We start from the raw sequence: 16737 nt of genomic DNA, 5'->3' as shown, positions 1-16737 counted from the left end.
ATTTTTATACTTGAAACTGTTTCGCGTTGAAATCCTTTTCGTTTAGTATGACTGACGGACGGCCTTTATTGGAGCTTTCTGAACGTATATTTTATCTCTACTCAGAAGTGCGATGAGTTGATAAAAGTCGCCTTCTCACCGGTTTCACCCAGAATTTGGCTCTGTTTTGTGTCAATTTTCCGAAAAACTTAGATTTGGCCGAGTCTTCTTCCTTAATTCATTGTTGTTTCAGTTTTAATATCCTTTAGAATGACCGCTTGTGTGTATCAAAATTATTTGAATTATTGATAATTTTGACGCTAATATGAACTTTATTTTGTGCTGGAACGGAAATAAGCTATCCCAAAAGAACGAAAATCAATAAAGCGCTATGCTTATTATAGGGTTACAGCAAAGAGACAGAGATAGACGCTACGTGATGACAGAATCAGAAATAGTAAAAGAAGAAGAAGATAACCAGATAGGCCCCGGTACACTTCTGAAACAGAAGCGAGAATCACTTGGGTTGACTCAAAAGCAGATCGCGGACAGGCTTCGGCTACGTCTGACGATTATACAGTCGCTAGAGGAAAATAATTTTGATATCGATAAGGTATCAACATTTACAAGAGGTTATGTTCGTTCTTATGCCAAACTGGTTGGGATTGATGAGCCGGAGATCCTCGCTGCGTATGATCATTATTGTGGCGCGACTGCTCCTGACTTATTGATGACCAGCTTTTCAAGAAAAACGACCCGGGAGCAGCATAACAGCCGGATTAATCTGATTACGGTCGGTATTGTTGCCATTGTGATCGGTATTTCATCTGTCTGGTGGTATCAGAATCAAAAACAGGACACGCTGATCCCGCCTCAGTCCCAGACATCATCAGAACAGAAGCAAGTCGCGGGTTCGTCGGGGGATGAGAAAACAGATGATTTTACGACGGTGCGTGATCTGACTCAGTCATCCCAAGAACAAGCGTCATCTGATGCTGAGAATGTCGCTTCACCAGAAGAGCCTGAAGCAAATGTCGCCGACGACACTGCATCCGAATCTAAACCGACACAACCACCTCAAGACGAGCAGGAAGCGGCCACTGATGAAACCGAAGTGGCATCAGCAGAGCCCGTTACTTCCAATGTAACCGCAACCCCGGCAGATGAACCGCAATTTTCTGTTGCATTGACGGCTTTGAGCATGAATTTTAAGGATGATTGCTGGGTTCGTGTCATTGATGCAAACGGTAAAACGCTATTGATTGGATTAAAAAAAGCAAATCAGTCCGTTCAGCTTCAGGGGGAAGCCCCATTTAAGGTTATTTTAGGTGCGCCAGAAGGTGTTTCTATGACATTTGCAGGTGAACCTGTAGACCTTTCTGGGTATACTTCAGGCAAAGTAGCCAGATTTAGCTTACCTTAGACAAAAATATGCAATATGAGTCTCCAATAAAGCGTCGCCGTTCGACACGTATCTACGTCGGTGATGTTCCTATCGGCGATGGTGCTCCCATCGCAGTTCAGTCGATGACAAATACGAGAACGACCGATGTCGAGGCAACGGTTGCTCAAATCCAATCACTGGAAAAAGTCGGTGCAGATATTGTTCGGGTTTCAGTTCCGACCATGGATGCAGCGGAAGCATTCCGAGAAATTAAGAAACGCGTATCGATTCCTTTGGTGGCCGATATCCATTTTGATTACCGTATTGCACTTCAGGTTGCTGAATACGGTGTCGATTGTTTACGGATCAATCCGGGCAATATCGGACGTGAAGAGCGAATTCGCGCAGTTGTAGATTGTGCTCGAGATAAAGGCATTCCCATCCGAATTGGTGTCAATGGCGGATCGTTAGAAAAAGATATTCAGCAGAAATATGGCGAGCCAACAGCCGAAGCGCTGGTGGAATCGGCAATGCGTCATGTTGATATTCTTGATCGACTTAATTTTGACCAGTTTAAAGTGAGTGTCAAAGCCTCCGATGTTTTTCTGGCCGTTGATTCTTATCGTTTGTTGGCTCAAAAAATTGATCAACCATTACACTTAGGGATCACCGAAGCCGGTGGTGCTCGTGCTGGTGCAGTTAAGTCATCCGTTGGACTGGGTATGTTGCTTGCCGAGGGGATTGGCGACACATTGCGTATTTCACTGGCTGCAAATCCAGTTGAAGAAATTAAAGTCGGATTTGATATCCTCAAATCTTTGCGGATTCGTTCCCGGGGGATCAATTTTATTGCTTGCCCCAGCTGTTCCCGTCAGGAATTTGATGTTATCGGCACCGTTAATGCGTTGGAAGAGCGTCTTGAAGATATTCTCACACCAATGGATGTCTCGATTATTGGTTGCGTCGTCAATGGCCCCGGAGAAGCCGAAGCTTCACATCTGGGAATTGCCGGTAGCAATCGCAAAAGTGCATTTTATGAAGATGGTGTCCGCCAGAAAGAACGATTCGACAATGATGATTTAATTCATCAACTTGAAGCAAAAATCCGGGCAAAAGCATCAATGCTCGACCAGCAAAATCGTATTCAGGTCACGCAAGTCGAAGACAACAATTAATATCATGATGAATTTACGGTAATCCTTGTGGCAAAAATAATTCAAGCAATTCGAGGCATGAACGACTGCCTCCCGACACAATCACCGCTCTGGCAAAAGGTTGAGGGCAAGGTAAAACAAGTGATTAATGCATACGGCTATAGTGAAATCCGTATGCCGATCATTGAAATGACGCATCTGTTTAGCCGAGCAATCGGTGAAGTCACCGATGTGGTTGAAAAAGAGATGTACACTTTTGAAGATCGTAATGGCGACAGTTTAACCTTACGTCCTGAAGGAACGGCAGGTTGTGTCCGTGCCGGTATTCAGAATGGTCTGCTCTACAATCAGGAACAGCGCTTGTGGTACATGGGGCCGATGTTCCGCCACGAGCGACCTCAGAAGGGGCGATATCGCCAATTCCACCAATGCGGCGTTGAGGTGTTTGGTCTTGACGGACCGGATATTGATGCGGAGCTGATCATGATGACTGCCCGGATATGGCGGGAATTGGGGATTGCGCCATATGTGCGACTCGAGCTGAACTCTATCGGATCACCGGAGGCGCGTGCCGAATACCGGACTGCGTTGGTTGCTTTCCTGGAGCAGCATGAATCAGTGCTGGATGAAGACAGTAAACGTCGGATGTATACCAATCCATTACGCGTTCTCGATACCAAAAATCCTGAAATACAGGCAATTTTGGGTGAGGCGCCTAAGCTGTCAGAGTATCTTGATAATGATTCGCGCGCTCATTTTGCCGGTTTATGTGAACTTCTTGATGATGCAGGTATCGAATACACCGTCAATGAACGTTTGGTTCGCGGACTGGATTACTACAACCGTACCGTTTTCGAATGGGTAACCGAAAGTCTCGGTGCTCAGGGGACTGTCTGTGGTGGCGGTCGCTATGATGGTCTTGTCGAGCAAATGGGTGGTAAAGCAACCACTGCAGTTGGTTTCGCAATGGGATTGGAGCGTCTGGTTCTGATGGTTGAAGCGCTGGAACTGACCGATGACGTTGCGCGCCAGGTCGATGTTTATATCGTGACTGCTGGCGAGGGAACATTATCGGCAGGCATGAAACTGGCAGAGTCTGTGCGGGAATCACTGCCGAAGCTGCGTATCATGAACCACTTTGGTGGTGGTAATTTCAAGAAACAGTTTAAGCGGGCCGATAAAGTCGGTGCCTCTGTTGCATTAGTTCTGGGAGAGGACGAAATGGCACAACAGATGGTCGTCTTTAAAGATCTGAACGGTGGGACTCAGGAAACGGTACGACAGTCAGATGTCATTGAAAAACTGGCTTATTTTTTCAAGTGCTGATGGTTGGAAAGTTCAGCTGAGAAGCTTAATTAAAGAGGGAAAAACGTGGAACTCTACGATACCGAAGAACAACAAGTTGAAGCGATTAAGAGTTGGTGGAAAGAAAATGGCAGAGCCGTTATTGTCGGCACTGTGGTTGGGTTAGCTGCGATTCTGGGTTGGAATTATTATCAGTCATCAATGAAAGCAGCTCAGGTGGCAGCCTCTCATCAGTATTCTGATGTGATCGCTTCACTTTCTCAGCAAGGACTCGACGCAGAAAAAACAGTCCAGAGTTTCATTGAACAGCATTCAGACAGTAACTATGCCGTGCTGGCAGCCATGCAGTTAGCGAAATCTCAGATTGATGCCAAGCATCTGGATGAAGGACTTGCTCAGCTTGAGTGGGCGAAAGCGCATACTGATGATAAAGCGCTGGATACGTTGATTGATTACCGAATTGCCCGGATTCAGGCAGAAAAAGGCAATTACGAGAGTGCTGAAGCGGCTTTAAAACAGATTACGGATTCTGGTTGGGTTGGCCGTGTTGCTGAACTAAAAGGTGATATCGCACTGCGTCAGGGCGACAAGAAAGCGGCTTATGTTGCTTATACAGAAGCTCAGCAGGCTGAAGATGCCAGCCAGACATTACAAATGAAGTTAGATGATCTGGCCAAATAAAGGGCGTGCGTGAATGAAAAAGTGGTTTGGCAACTTATTTTTAATGGCTGCAGTGACGAGTGGATTGGTTGGATGTTCCGGAGAAGAGGATTCGGTCGTCATGGCGCCTGTTCCTGTCGTCAATAGTCAGTTTACGCCTCATGAGGATTGGCGGGCTTCGGTCGGCAGTGGCGTTGGTCACTATTTTTCGAAACTTAAGCCGAAATATGCCTATGACACCATTTTTGTTGCAGACCGGGATGGTTTAGTTAAAGCGCTGGATCTGAAAAATGGTAAAGAGCTTTGGCATCATGATCTTGAAGTTGATGATCCCATCCGTCTGGCTGGAGGAATTGACGCTGGATTTAACCAGATTTATGTTGGCAGTGAAAATGGGATTGTTTACGCGCTGGATGCTAAAACCGGTGAACTAAACTGGAAGCAGAGTATCGGTGGTGAAGTTCTGGCATCACCGACAACGGACAGTAATCTATTGCTCATCAATACCAGTAATGGCAATTTGACCGCACTGGATCAAAAAAGCGGCAAAGAACAGTGGGTGATCAGCACCGAAGTGCCAAATCTGACGTTGCGCGGCGTGAGTGAACCTGTTGCTGTATCTGGTGGTGTGTTTTGGGGAACGGCTGGCGGACGACTAGCGGCAGCGATTACGTCCCGGGGGCAGATGATTTGGCAACAACCAATCGGTATACCAAAAGGGGCAACAGAAATTGATCGACTCGTGGATGTAGATTCATCACCGCTGGTCATCGGTGATTCGCTCTATACCATTGGCTATAACGGTCAACTGGTTGATATTGATCTCCGTTCCGGAAAACCAGTCTGGAAACGCACTTATTCTTCAGCAAAAGATATGGCGACAGATGGTGGTCGTATTTTCCTCGTGACGGATGAAGATCATATTGTTGCAGTTGATGCGCGCAGCGGAACTGAGCTGTGGACTAACAGTAAACTCGAACATCGTTTGGTAACCGCACCGGTTGTGATCAGTCACTATGTCGTCGTGGGAGATAGTGAAGGTTACCTATACTGGATTGATCGTAGTAGTGGCGAATTTGTTGCACAACAGTTTGTCAACAGTAGCGGATTTGCTGTTGCTCCCATCGCTTTACCAGACAATAGTTATCTGTTGACTACTCGAAACGGCGATCTGAAGAAACTGACGATCCGCTAAGAATTCGTGATATAATTTTTATAATCGGCTCCTGGCTGGCAACAGTTAGGAGCCATTTTATTGTGGTTTTGAACGGCTGCTTGTTCTAAGTAGTCGTGCTTTGTGTCACATCGACCGGACTGATGAAATGAATAAATGCAGTCATATGGTGGTACACATCGCATTGAACAATTTAGAGGGTGTTATGGTTCCTGTGGTTGCGCTGGTTGGGCGTCCGAATGTCGGTAAATCTACATTATTCAACCGATTAACCCGTACTCGCGATGCATTGGTGGCAGACTTTCCCGGTCTGACCCGAGACCGTAAGTATGGTCATGCCAAAGTAGGCGAGCAAGAATTCATCGTCATTGATACCGGTGGTATTGATGGCGGTGAAGAAGGTGTAGAAAGCAAAATGGCACAACAGTCTCTGGCTGCAATTGAAGAAGCTGATGTCGTGCTATTTATGGTCGATGGCCGTGCCGGATTGACACCAGCCGATGAAGGGATTGCATCGTATTTACGGAAAATTGAGAAGACTTCGTTTCTGGTCGTGAATAAAGTCGATGGCATTGATGCTGATGCAGCCAGCGCTGAGTTTTGGCAGTTGGGGATGACGCAGATGTTCCAAATTGCAGCTGCCCACGGACGAGGTGTCAGTGCACTGATTGAACGGGTGATGACGCCAACGATTCAATCGTTAAAAGCACAGGCTGAGGCTGAAATCGAAGACCTGACCGAAATCGAGACCGTTGAACAACCTGCAATACAGGATTATACCGAAGAAGAGGCGGAAGCTGAGTATCAGCGTCTGCAAGAGCAACCGATCAAGCTGGCAATTATTGGTCGCCCCAATGTGGGTAAGTCAACCCTCACCAACCGTATTCTGGGTGAAGAACGTGTTGTCGTTTATGACATGCCCGGAACCACTCGCGATTCGATCTACATTCCAATGCAACGTCACGAGCGTGAATATGTCTTGATCGATACAGCAGGAGTACGGCGTCGTAAGCGCATTCATGAGACCGTAGAAAAATTCTCTGTTGTTAAGACACTTAAAGCGATTGAAGATGCCAACGTAGTGTTGTTGTTGATCGATGCACGGGAAAATATCTCAGATCAGGATTTGAGCTTACTTGGTTTTGCTTTGAATGCCGGGCGTTCTATTGTTCTTGCTGTGAACAAGTGGGATGGATTGGACATAGATGTGAAAGAACGGGTGAAAAAAGAGCTTGACCGTCGCTTGGGATTTGTTGATTTTGCCCGTATTCACTTTATTTCTGCACTACATGGTACAGGCGTTGGTCATTTGTTTGAATCTGTTGAAGAGGCCTACAAATCAGCGACAACACGAGTCAGTACATCGATATTGACTCGTATTATGAAAATGGCAACGGAAGATCATCAGGCACCCATGGTTCGGGGTCGGCGCGTTAAATTAAAATATGCGCATGCGGGGGGATATAACCCGCCGATTATTGTCATTCATGGAAACTTGGTCAATGAGCTGCCGGACTCCTATAAGCGGTACTTGATGAATTATTATCGGAAGTCTTTAGAGATCATGGGAACACCGATTCGGATTCAGTTCCAGAACAGTGAAAACCCGTATGAGAATAAGTCTTCTAAGTTAACGTTGTCTCAAGAGAGACAGAAAAAACGCTTAATGTCGATGATGAAGCATCGCAAGAAATAGCATTTTGTTGTTCAAGACGCATGAAGAACCCGGCAGACAAGCTGGGTTTTTTTATGTCCGATGATTGGACTCTGTAACCGACTATCTTTTACAAACAACAGATAATGTAAGGTGTATGATCCTTTTATGAAATGCTTTATGTGAGCTTTTAATACGTAAATATATTTATAATATATCGTTTAAAATTCAAAAACAGAACATGTAACTTATGCTTTCGGTGTGTGGTTATATAAATGTTCTTTTTGGCATTGATCGCTGATCAGGGTGAATAAAGCATGAGATCAAGCAAAGATCTTATCCTGTGTTATCCGGATCGACTTTATCATCTTTTTTACCAATAAAGGCAAATACTTACATGTGTCCGTTTGACTTAGTATACAATCAACCGATTGATTTAGGATCCGATCCTTTGCCATATACAGATCAGAAATGTGGATCCGATCGACGATGAGTTAAATCGTTCTATCCTAAAAGGTAAGAAAGGAAGGAGAAAGAATGAGCCAGAATCAATGTCCAGCATGTCATGGGGAACTTGAATGGGATGGGCAGTACTATTGTTCTGAATGTGCCACGCATTACCGCAAAGTGGCGTATTGCCCTGATTGCCAGACCGAATTAGAACGACTGCAAGCTTGTGGGGCGGTGAGCTATTTTTGTCCGCAGTGCAGCGAACAGAAGTCAAAACGACACCCTGAATTACGGTTGGTATTTCAGCCGGTAGAAGATCACTCGAGTTGAGTGGGTATTAGTCTGACTGAATCACGGTTGAGTGAATCGTCCCATCGGTGAGGCGAGTTGTAATGCATTCTCCGGGTTTGACGTCGCACAGACGCCGAATGATCTGACCGGCCTGATTCTGAGTGACGGAGTATCCCCGTCTTAATGTCGAAAGTGGGCTCACTGCTTCTAATGTCTCAGCAGCAAGAGCCAGTTGATGGCGTGAGTTGAGTAATTTCCTTTCTATCGCATCAATATAGCGCTGTTCATATTTTGTCAGCAGATAATGCTGTTGCCGGATCTGTTGCTCCGGAGAGTGATACCTGAGCTGGTAGGCTGTCCGTTCCACCATCTGCGAATGTTTGTCTAAGTAGCGCTGTATTGCTTGTTGCAAACGAATACTCAACTCATCCATTTGCTGAATTTGTCGCTCCAGACGGTAAGTCGGATGCTGTTTTTCTAAAGCATACTGGTGTGTCTGACTTTTTTGGCGTTGCGCTGCCAGATAGTAACGGATTGCCTGACTCAGACGGTGATGATAATTGAGCAGACCTGTGCGTTTGTAACTACTGTCCCGACTGACGAGCTCCGCTGCAGCCGAAGGTGTCGGAGCGCGAACGTCGGCAACAAAATCTGCGATTGTAATATCAATCTCGTGACCGACCGCACTGACAATCGGAATCTGGCTGGCAGCAATCGTCCGGGCGACAATTTCATGGTTAAAGCACCACAAGTCTTCCAGCGAACCGCCTCCGCGTCCGACGATTAACACATCACATTCCTGACGGGTATTGGCCCGGCCAATCGCTTGGGCAATTCGAATCGCTGCATCTTCCCCCTGTACGATCGTTGGGTAAATAATCACGGGAAGTGTTGGGTCACGACGTTTTAAGACATCGAGAATATCAAACAGTGCAGCACCGGTTTTGGAGGTAATGATACCGATACATTGTGGGTGCTCAGGCAGAGGTTTTTTATTATCGGGAGCAAAAAGCCCTTCAGCGGTGAGCTTTTGTTTCAGTTGTTCAAATTCTTGCTGTAGCCGTCCGTCACCTTCAGCTTGCATACTTTCAATGATTAACTGATAGTCGCCGCGCGGTTCGTATAATGAAAGACGAGCTCTGACCAAAACCTGTTGCCCGTTTTGGGGCTTAAAAGAGACAAAACGATTGTTGCCTTTAAACATCGCACATTTGACCTGTGCCCGGGCGTCTTTCAGCGATAAGTACCAATGCCCTGAAACAGGCATAGAAAAGTTGGAAACTTCACCGAGCAGCCAGATGATGCCCATCTCATTTTCGAGGAGCAGACGAACTTCTGCATTCAGGCGGGATACCGTGTAAATGTTTTGATTGTTTGCAGATAGCACAGGCGAATGTCGTGGCCGTAGGAATGGAAATTAGCCGCAATATAATACATATCAAGGGGGTAATTGCAAATAAAAATTGAATAAATGTGTAGTAAAACGATTAATCGCTCGGTATAATCCCTCCGCAATATCAAATCCAATTCACTTTGATGAAAAATGCTTAAGGGATTGGGTTCTTTCTTTTAACACCCAAGCTGTGAGATATTGCAAATGCTACGAATCGCCAAAGAAGCCCTGACTTTTGATGACGTATTGCTCGTCCCCGCCCATTCAACTATTCTCCCGAATACTGCTGACTTGAAAACTCGGCTGACCAAAAATATCACGTTAAACATTCCGATGATTTCTGCGTCCATGGATACAGTCACTGAGGCTCGTCTCGCAATTGCTCTGGCTCAGGAAGGTGGGATTGGCTTTATTCATAAGAATATGTCGATCGAGCAACAAGCGGCTCAGGTTCGTCAGGTAAAAATCTACGAAGCCGGGGTTGTTACTTCTCCTGTGACCGTTCAGCCGGATCAAACCATCGCTGATGTGATGGCGCTGACTGAAAAACATGGCTTTGCCGGATTCCCTGTTGTGACAGAAAGTAACGAGCTGGTTGGAATTATCACCGGTCGTGATGTCCGTTTCGTCACAGATTTGACGAAAAAAGTCTCAGCGGTGATGACGCCAAAAGAACGCTTGGCAGCGGTAAAAGAAGGTGCCTCTCGTGCAGAAGTGCAGGAAAAAATGCACCAAGCACGTGTTGAAAAAGTTCTGGTCGTCAATGATGAATTCCAGCTGACCGGGATGATTACCGCGAAAGATTTTCATAAAGCAGAAGTTGCTCCGAATTCTTGTAAAGATGAGCAGGGTCGTTTACGTGTCGGTGCTGCTGTCGGTGCCGGTGCGGGAAATGAAGAGCGTGTCAAAGCCTTGGTTGAAGCTGGTGTCGATGTGCTGTTGATTGACTCTTCTCACGGTCACTCTGAAGGGGTTTTACAACGGATTCGTGAAACGCGGGCCGCTTTCCCTGATTTAGATATTATCGGCGGGAACGTCGCAACCGCTGAAGGTGCTCGTGCGCTGATTGAAGCGGGTGTGAGTGCGGTAAAAGTCGGGATTGGCCCGGGTTCTATCTGTACCACTCGCATTGTAACCGGTGTTGGTGTACCACAAATTTCAGCCATCGGTGATGCAGCATCCATTGCCAACGAATACGACATTCCAGTGATTGGTGACGGTGGTATCCGTTTCTCCGGTGATATCTGTAAAGCCATCGCAGCCGGTGCATCTTGTGTCATGGTTGGGTCGATGTTTGCCGGTACAGAAGAATCTCCGGGAGAAGTCATTCTTTATCAAGGTCGTTCTTATAAAGCCTATCGTGGTATGGGTTCACTGGGCGCGATGTCCAAAGGCTCTTCTGACCGTTACTTCCAGTCAGATAATGCGGCTGATAAGTTAGTACCTGAAGGCATTGAAGGACGTATTGCATACAAAGGCCTGTTAAAAGAAATCGTTCACCAGCAAATGGGTGGCCTGCGTTCTTGCATGGGACTGACCGGTTCTGCAACCATTGAAGATCTGCGTACCAAAGCTGAGTTTGTTAGGATTTCCGGTGCTGGTATTCAAGAATCCCATGTCCATGATGTTCAAATTACCAAAGAAGCACCAAACTATCGTTTAGGGTCATAATCCCGCGACGAAAACGTTTGCTTTTTGCTTGATGCTGACATGAGAGGCGAGTAAACTCGCCTCCGTTCCATAAACTTTTCTTTGAAGACGACTCAACATGACCAAAAACATTCATGACCAACGGATCCTTATCCTAGACTTTGGTTCACAATACACGCAGCTTGTTGCACGCCGTGTCCGTGAAATTGGCGTATATTGCGAACTATGGAGCTGGGATGTCGATGAAGCCGACATTCGAGAATTTAATCCGAATGGCATCATATTATCAGGTGGCCCTGAAAGTGTGACGGAGGAAAACTCTCCTCGCGCACCACAATATGTCTTTGATTGTGGCGTCCCTGTCCTGGGGGTTTGCTACGGTATGCAGACCATGGCAGAACAATTGGGCGGAAAAGTCTCCGGTTCGACTGAGCGTGAATTTGGCTACGCTCAGGTTAAAGTGGTTCAAGAGTCGAAGCTGTTTGAGGGGTTACGTGATAGTTTGACCGAAGACAACAGCGCTTTATTAGATGTCTGGATGAGCCACGGTGATAAAGTTGTCGAAATCCCAATGGGATTCACTCAAGTTGCGCAAACGGATACATGTCCATACGCAGCCATGGCCAATGAAGAGAAAAAATACTATGGCGTACAGTTCCATCCAGAAGTCACCCATACCAAGCAAGGGCTGAAAATGCTGGAAAACTTCGTCATGGGAGCTTGTGGTTGTGAACGCTTATGGACACCGACTTCAATCATTGAAGATGCCGTTGCACGAATCAAAGAAACTGTTGGCGACGATGAGGTGATTCTGGCGCTATCCGGCGGTGTTGACTCATCGGTTGTTGCGATGCTGGTTCAGCGGGCCATCGGTGACAAACTGACCTGTGTCTTTGTCGATAACGGCTTATTACGCCTGAATGAAGGTCAGCAGGTGATGGAAATGTTCGGTGACCATTTCGGGCTGAATATTATCAAAGTCGAAGCAGAAGAACGCTTCCTCAAGGCATTGACCGGCAAATCTGATCCGGAAGAAAAACGGAAAGTGATCGGGCACGAGTTTATTGAAGTTTTTGATGAAGAAGCCAGCAAACTGAAGAATGCCAAATGGCTGGCTCAGGGAACCATCTATCCGGATGTGATTGAGTCTGCGGCGTCTAAAACAGGTAAAGCACATGTGATCAAATCGCACCACAATGTGGGCGGATTACCGGAAGATATGGAAATGGGCTTGGTTGAACCGTTACGTGAATTGTTTAAAGATGAAGTGCGTAAAATTGGTTTAGAACTTGGTCTGCCATACGACATGCTTTACCGTCATCCATTCCCGGGGCCGGGTCTGGGAGTGCGGGTTTTAGGCGAAATCAAGAAAGAATATTGTGATTTACTGCGTCGCGCTGATGCAATCTTCATTGAAGAGCTCCGCGCTGCGGACTTGTACAACCAAGTCTCACAAGCATTCACCGTATTCCTTCCGGTTCGTTCTGTGGGCGTGATGGGCGATGGCCGTAAGTACGATTGGGTCGTATCGCTACGTGCTGTAGAAACCATCGACTTTATGACCGCACACTGGGCACACCTGCCTTATGAATTCTTAGGCCGGGTATCAAACCGCATCATTAATGAGGTCGATGGGATCTCACGCGTGGTTTACGATATCTCAGGCAAGCCACCGGCAACGATTGAGTGGGAATAATTTTCCATCCGGAAACGTCTGGCATTAACAAGCACTAAATCATACTTAAGTCCGCGTAATTGCGGACTTTTTTTGTTTTTGGCTTAGTCATTTTTGGCAATGTCTGGCAACGCCAAGCACGGTTTGACCGTGGTATTTTGATGGGTATGATTCCATCCGTGTAACCCTCCCTGAAAAAAAGGCCGCATGGCCTAACTAGATAAGGATTACTGATGATGGAGTTTAACTTTCCACCCCAAAACCTTGCGGAGGTATTTGGTTTCTTCGCAGTGATGTGCATTGTGATGCTGGCCTTCTATTTTTTGGGGCAGTGGTTGCACAACACCGGACACGGCCCGAAGATGAAAATCATTTCCGACAAAATGGAGGTATTCCAAAACAGGTTGGCAGGGCGTGCTTACAAGGACATGACGAGATGATCGGTCGATCAAATCGACAAAATTAGGCATACTTGGCCGTTTGGCTTACGCAAGTAGTTAGAAAACAGGGGCCGGTGCTCTGGCCCCTGTGCCAAAATACCACTACATGGCTAGCTTTTGCTTTGAAGGTGAATCTAGCACGCTAGAATCCATTTTGTCTTGATGGAAAGCCGTGATGTTTTGCCAAAATTATTGTTACAAGTGTGGCAATCATTAGTACCAGTAGAACAGGTGTGAACGACTCGACGCCAAAACTATCAAGCAATATCCCGCCGATGAGCCCACCACCTGTAATTGCCGTATTCCAAGATGTTACCAACATCGATTGTGCAATGTCTCCGGCCTCCCCAGCAGCCTTAGCAATGGCTGTCTGCAAAAGAGTTGCTAAACCGCCAAAAGCGAGTCCCCACATAGCAGCAGCGAGAAAAACAAAAATAGGTCTACTGACTGCAGTATCAATCAATAATACGGCCGAAATAAATAACACCGCACTGGTCATAATCAACACTCGTAAGTGTCGGTCAATCAATACACCAACGCCCCAGATCCCCAGTAATGATAAAGCTCCAAAGACCAACAGGACCATATCCGTTTGCTCTAGCATCCCAACGGACATAAGAAAAGGTGCGATGTACGTGTAAAGAATGTTATGGGCAAGGACAAAAGCAAGTACAACAAATAATACTGGACGAACACCCGCTATAATGAATACACATTGTATATGTATGCGTCCTCTAATCGGCTGACCGTCGAAGTCTGGAACCGTGAAGCGAATCCAAAACATAAGTGCCAATGCCAGTAAGCTCATTAAGCCAAAACTAACCTGCCAGCCCATGAAATTTCCGAGAAAAGTTCCCGCGGGAACCCCAAGTGAAAGAGCTAAAGGTGTACCAACCATCGCGATAGCTATTGCTTGCCCTTTTTGCTCACTAGGTACCATACGTGAAGCATAGCCTGCTAGTAATGCCCACAATACTCCAGCTGATACGCCAGCTAAAAAACGCGCCACCATTGTAAGCACATAACTTATGGAAAATGTTGTGACAGTATTGGCGACCAAAAAGCCAGCGATAGCCAGCAACAGTAGAGGACGGCGACGCATTCCTTGTGTGGCCGCGGTCACAGGGATAGCAGCGACGAGTGACCCAATAGCATAAATAGTGACCGTTTGACCAACTAGAGCCTCCGAGACATCAAGACTTTTCGCCATTAGATGCATCACACCTGCTGGCAATGCTTCAGTTAGAATTGTGATAAATGCTGCTGTAGCTAGTGCTAATAGCGAAGATAGAGGTAGTGCTGGCTGCTGAGAGACGCTCATTTTCCACCTACCACTGAACTATATACTGCATCACGAATGTCGGTAACGAAGCGTCCAGACATCCCCTCATACATCGTATTAGTAAACGCTATGACACTTAGTTCATTCGATCGGTCAACAAACCATGAATGTCCATAGGCACCGCCCCAGCGCCAAGTACCTATAGATTCAGGTGATGCTGCAAGTTGAGGATCGCGCAGCACTGAAAAGCCTAGCCCAAAACCAAATCCCGGAGCATTGGGGAGTAACAAACCACCGGTTTGATCTCGCCCCATTTCATCAATAAGTGAAGGAGGTAACAATTGTCCGCCATCTTGTCGTAAGGTTTCCAGTAACAACATAAAATCTTGGGCGGTACTTGCCATTCCAGCACCACCGGAAGGGAAAGCCTTTGCATCAAATATGCGATCAGGGCTGTAAACAATACCTACTGCGCCATCAAACGGTGGAACGATTTCTCCTTCCTCAAGTCGATGCGGTAGTGGTTCATCATTCACATAAACAGTAGCTACTCGTTGGGGGTCGTTTACCCAAAAGTTTGTATTTGACATTCCTAATGGACCCGCGACTAATTGGTGTACAGCTTGATCTAGTGGCATATCGAGAACCCGCTCTAGCAAAGCCCCCAACACATCAGTAGCCAAAGAATATCCCCAAGAAGAACCGGGCGTGTACATTAGTGGCACCTTGGCGATACGCTGCAGATTTTCCTGAAGAGTTATTCCTGAGGCATCCATCCCATCGGAAACTCGCGCAACTGCATATGCGCCGTCGGTATCGTTTTCTAAGAAACGATACCCCAATCCCGCCGTATGGCTAAGTATTTGCCTTACCGTGATGATGGCTTCTGAGCCATCTTGTAATAGCGGCCGAAATTCAGGCATCCAACAAGTGATGTTTTTATCTAAATCCAACAATCCTCTGGCAACGAGTACCAGTGCAGCGACTGACACAATAGGTTTACTCACTGATGCTAAGCGGAAGATTGTGTCAAGCTTCATCGGACATTTAGACTCTCTATCTGCCCAGCCTGCTGCTGTCTGATAGATCAGTTGCCCACGATGAGACACGAGGACAACTGTACCGACTACTCGGTGCGAGTTGATGGCTTGTTTAATGACATTTTTCATATTTTTTGACAACTGAGATGCCGAATCTTCGGTACTGAAAGGAAATTTAACTGCAGTCATGTTGGTTCCTATTCTCTATGATTGTTAAATCAGGTATGCCAAAACAATAGAGAACTTGTTACTCAAGAAAAAGATGGCTACATTTCCTTGTTATGAGGACTAAATTGTCCGCAATAGGAGAGGGAATGGATAGTCTTAATGCCATTGTTGTGTTCGTAAAGGTTGCAGAAACAGGTAGTTTTGCCGCTTCGGGACGTCTACTTGGTGTATCCGCATCAGCCATCGGAAAAAGTATCGCACGGCTTGAAGATAAGTTAGGTGTACAGTTGTTCCATCGTAGTACTCGCAGTATCAAGCTAACCATCGAAGGCGAGATGTTTCTTGAACGGTGTAGGCGTATTTTGACTGAGATTGAAGCAGCAGAGCAGGAACTGTCTCAAGTCAATGCCGCTCCATGTGGGCGCCTGCGAGTTAGTCTTCCCCTTGTTAGTTCATTAGTGTTGCCAGTCTTAGGTGAGTTTATGCGAACTTATCCAGAAGTAGAATTGGATTTAGATTTTACGGACCAAGTAGTTGATGTGATTAAAGATGGGTTTGATGCAGTGGTACGAACAGGTGTCCCAAACGATTCTCGTCTAACTGCACGCCGTTTAGGTATGTTTCGTTCTCTATTGGTGGCTTCCCCTGAATACCTAAAAACTTATGGTACACCGGCACATCCAAGCGATCTCGAACAACATCGTTGCCTGCATTACCGCTTCCCTCATAGTGGTAAACTGGAGCCATGGGCGCTGAAAATGCTTCAAGGAGACCCTCCACTACAGTTGCCAACATCAATGATCTGCAACAACATCGAAACCCGCGTATGCTTCGCAATGCAAGGACTGGGCATTGCCTATTTACCGGATTTCGCTATACGTAAACAATTAGCAACAGGCCAACTGCAATCAGTGTTACCTGATTATGTGGAGCGGACAGGGGTGTTCCATATTCTGTGGCCAGCAGGCAAACATCCAATTCCAAAGGTACGAGCGTTCGTTGATTTTTTATGCAATCACGTGTTTTCAGAAACATATA

General features: G+C 46.4%; 14 protein-coding genes. 11 read left to right on the top strand and 3 right to left on the bottom strand.

From position 1 onward, the window contains the following. Nucleotides 1-418: 418 nt before the first annotated feature. From rodZ to AC55NX_RS14290, 7 genes are all read left to right on the top strand, one after another. Nucleotides 419-1402 (top strand): cytoskeleton protein RodZ, encoded by a 984-nt coding sequence (rodZ, locus tag AC55NX_RS14320; RefSeq protein ID WP_496996406.1) that lies wholly within the window; start codon nucleotides 419-421, stop codon nucleotides 1400-1402. A gap of 8 nt (nucleotides 1403-1410) precedes the next feature. After that, nucleotides 1411-2538 carry a flavodoxin-dependent (E)-4-hydroxy-3-methylbut-2-enyl-diphosphate synthase gene (gene ispG, locus AC55NX_RS14315; RefSeq protein WP_496996362.1) on the top strand — a complete coding sequence of 376 codons (1128 nt, stop codon included), beginning with the start codon at nucleotides 1411-1413 and terminating at the stop codon, nucleotides 2536-2538. A gap of 27 nt (nucleotides 2539-2565) precedes the next feature. Beyond that, complete coding sequence (gene hisS, locus AC55NX_RS14310) at nucleotides 2566-3843, top strand: histidine--tRNA ligase (RefSeq protein WP_496996361.1); 1278 nt, start codon at nucleotides 2566-2568, stop codon at nucleotides 3841-3843. Between the two features lie 45 nt (nucleotides 3844-3888). Continuing rightward, entirely contained in the window at nucleotides 3889-4503 is a 615-nt protein-coding gene (locus AC55NX_RS14305) for a YfgM family protein (RefSeq protein ID WP_496996360.1), read from the top strand. Nucleotides 4504-4516: 13 nt separating this feature from the next. Further along, entirely contained in the window at nucleotides 4517-5677 is a 1161-nt protein-coding gene (gene bamB / locus AC55NX_RS14300) for an outer membrane protein assembly factor BamB (RefSeq protein WP_496996359.1), read from the top strand. 184 nt (nucleotides 5678-5861) lie between these two features. Next, nucleotides 5862-7352: a ribosome biogenesis GTPase Der gene (gene der / locus AC55NX_RS14295; protein WP_496996405.1), complete on the top strand. Its 1491-nt coding sequence runs from the start codon at nucleotides 5862-5864 to the stop codon at nucleotides 7350-7352. Nucleotides 7353-7847: 495 nt separating this feature from the next. After that, the gene (locus AC55NX_RS14290) at nucleotides 7848-8090 is read left to right on the top strand and encodes a zinc ribbon domain-containing protein (protein WP_496996358.1); all 243 of its coding nucleotides are present in this window, start codon (nucleotides 7848-7850) and stop codon (nucleotides 8088-8090) included. A gap of 7 nt (nucleotides 8091-8097) precedes the next feature. Here AC55NX_RS14290 and xseA read toward each other — a convergent pair whose 3' ends face one another. Beyond that, nucleotides 8098-9438 (bottom strand): exodeoxyribonuclease VII large subunit, encoded by a 1341-nt coding sequence (xseA, locus tag AC55NX_RS14285; protein WP_496996357.1) that lies wholly within the window; start codon nucleotides 9436-9438, stop codon nucleotides 8098-8100. Between the two features lie 210 nt (nucleotides 9439-9648). Here xseA and guaB point away from each other — a divergent pair, with 210 nt between their 5' ends. The 3 genes from guaB (at nucleotide 9649) to AC55NX_RS14270 (ending at nucleotide 13209) form a co-directional block, all read left to right on the top strand. Continuing rightward, nucleotides 9649-11115 (top strand): IMP dehydrogenase, encoded by a 1467-nt coding sequence (gene guaB / locus AC55NX_RS14280; RefSeq protein ID WP_496996356.1) that lies wholly within the window; start codon nucleotides 9649-9651, stop codon nucleotides 11113-11115. A gap of 97 nt (nucleotides 11116-11212) precedes the next feature. Beyond that, nucleotides 11213-12790 carry a glutamine-hydrolyzing GMP synthase gene (gene guaA, locus AC55NX_RS14275; protein WP_496996355.1) on the top strand — a complete coding sequence of 526 codons (1578 nt, stop codon included), beginning with the start codon at nucleotides 11213-11215 and terminating at the stop codon, nucleotides 12788-12790. Between the two features lie 215 nt (nucleotides 12791-13005). Then, the gene (locus AC55NX_RS14270) at nucleotides 13006-13209 is read left to right on the top strand and encodes a hypothetical protein (protein ID WP_496996404.1); all 204 of its coding nucleotides are present in this window, start codon (nucleotides 13006-13008) and stop codon (nucleotides 13207-13209) included. 142 nt (nucleotides 13210-13351) lie between these two features. Here the strand turns inward: AC55NX_RS14270 and AC55NX_RS14265 are convergent, their stop codons facing one another. Together AC55NX_RS14265 and AC55NX_RS14260 are read right to left on the bottom strand one after the other, a co-directional pair. Next, the gene (locus AC55NX_RS14265; protein ID WP_496996354.1) at nucleotides 13352-14530 is read right to left on the bottom strand and encodes an MFS transporter; all 1179 of its coding nucleotides are present in this window, start codon (nucleotides 14528-14530) and stop codon (nucleotides 13352-13354) included. Beyond that, on the bottom strand, nucleotides 14527-15720 hold the full coding sequence (locus tag AC55NX_RS14260; protein ID WP_496996353.1) for a serine hydrolase domain-containing protein: 1194 nt from the start codon (nucleotides 15718-15720) through the stop codon (nucleotides 14527-14529). The genes AC55NX_RS14265 and AC55NX_RS14260 overlap by 4 nt, the downstream gene beginning before the upstream one ends. A gap of 125 nt (nucleotides 15721-15845) precedes the next feature. On the opposite strand from AC55NX_RS14260, the gene AC55NX_RS14255 reads away from it, so the two are divergent. Beyond that, nucleotides 15846-16737: LysR family transcriptional regulator (locus tag AC55NX_RS14255; protein ID WP_496996352.1), on the top strand; the 892-nt coding region annotated here is incomplete at its 3' end.

The sequence above is a fragment of the Vibrio rubrogenes genome, from assembly GCF_059641415.1.
The sequence above is the reverse complement of the archived record's forward strand: the minus strand, read 5'-3'. Positions and strand labels throughout refer to the sequence as shown.

Excerpts from the sequence above, each read along its gene's own strand:
- rodZ (WP_496996406.1), top strand. The coding sequence starts at position 419 with ATGACAGAATCAGAAATAGTAAAAGAAGAAGAAGATAACCAGATAGGC.
- ispG (WP_496996362.1), top strand. The coding sequence starts at position 1,411 with ATGCAATATGAGTCTCCAATAAAGCGTCGCCGTTCGACACGTATCTAC.
- bamB (WP_496996359.1), top strand. The coding sequence starts at position 4,517 with ATGAAAAAGTGGTTTGGCAACTTATTTTTAATGGCTGCAGTGACGAGT.
- der (WP_496996405.1), top strand. The coding sequence starts at position 5,862 with ATGGTTCCTGTGGTTGCGCTGGTTGGGCGTCCGAATGTCGGTAAATCT.
- AC55NX_RS14290 (WP_496996358.1), top strand. The coding sequence starts at position 7,848 with ATGAGCCAGAATCAATGTCCAGCATGTCATGGGGAACTTGAATGGGAT.
- guaB (WP_496996356.1), top strand. The coding sequence starts at position 9,649 with ATGCTACGAATCGCCAAAGAAGCCCTGACTTTTGATGACGTATTGCTC.
- guaA (WP_496996355.1), top strand. The coding sequence starts at position 11,213 with ATGACCAAAAACATTCATGACCAACGGATCCTTATCCTAGACTTTGGT.
- AC55NX_RS14270 (WP_496996404.1), top strand. The coding sequence starts at position 13,006 with ATGGAGTTTAACTTTCCACCCCAAAACCTTGCGGAGGTATTTGGTTTC.
- AC55NX_RS14265 (WP_496996354.1), bottom strand. The coding sequence starts at position 14,530 with ATGAGCGTCTCTCAGCAGCCAGCACTACCTCTATCTTCGCTATTAGCA.
- AC55NX_RS14260 (WP_496996353.1), bottom strand. The coding sequence starts at position 15,720 with ATGACTGCAGTTAAATTTCCTTTCAGTACCGAAGATTCGGCATCTCAG.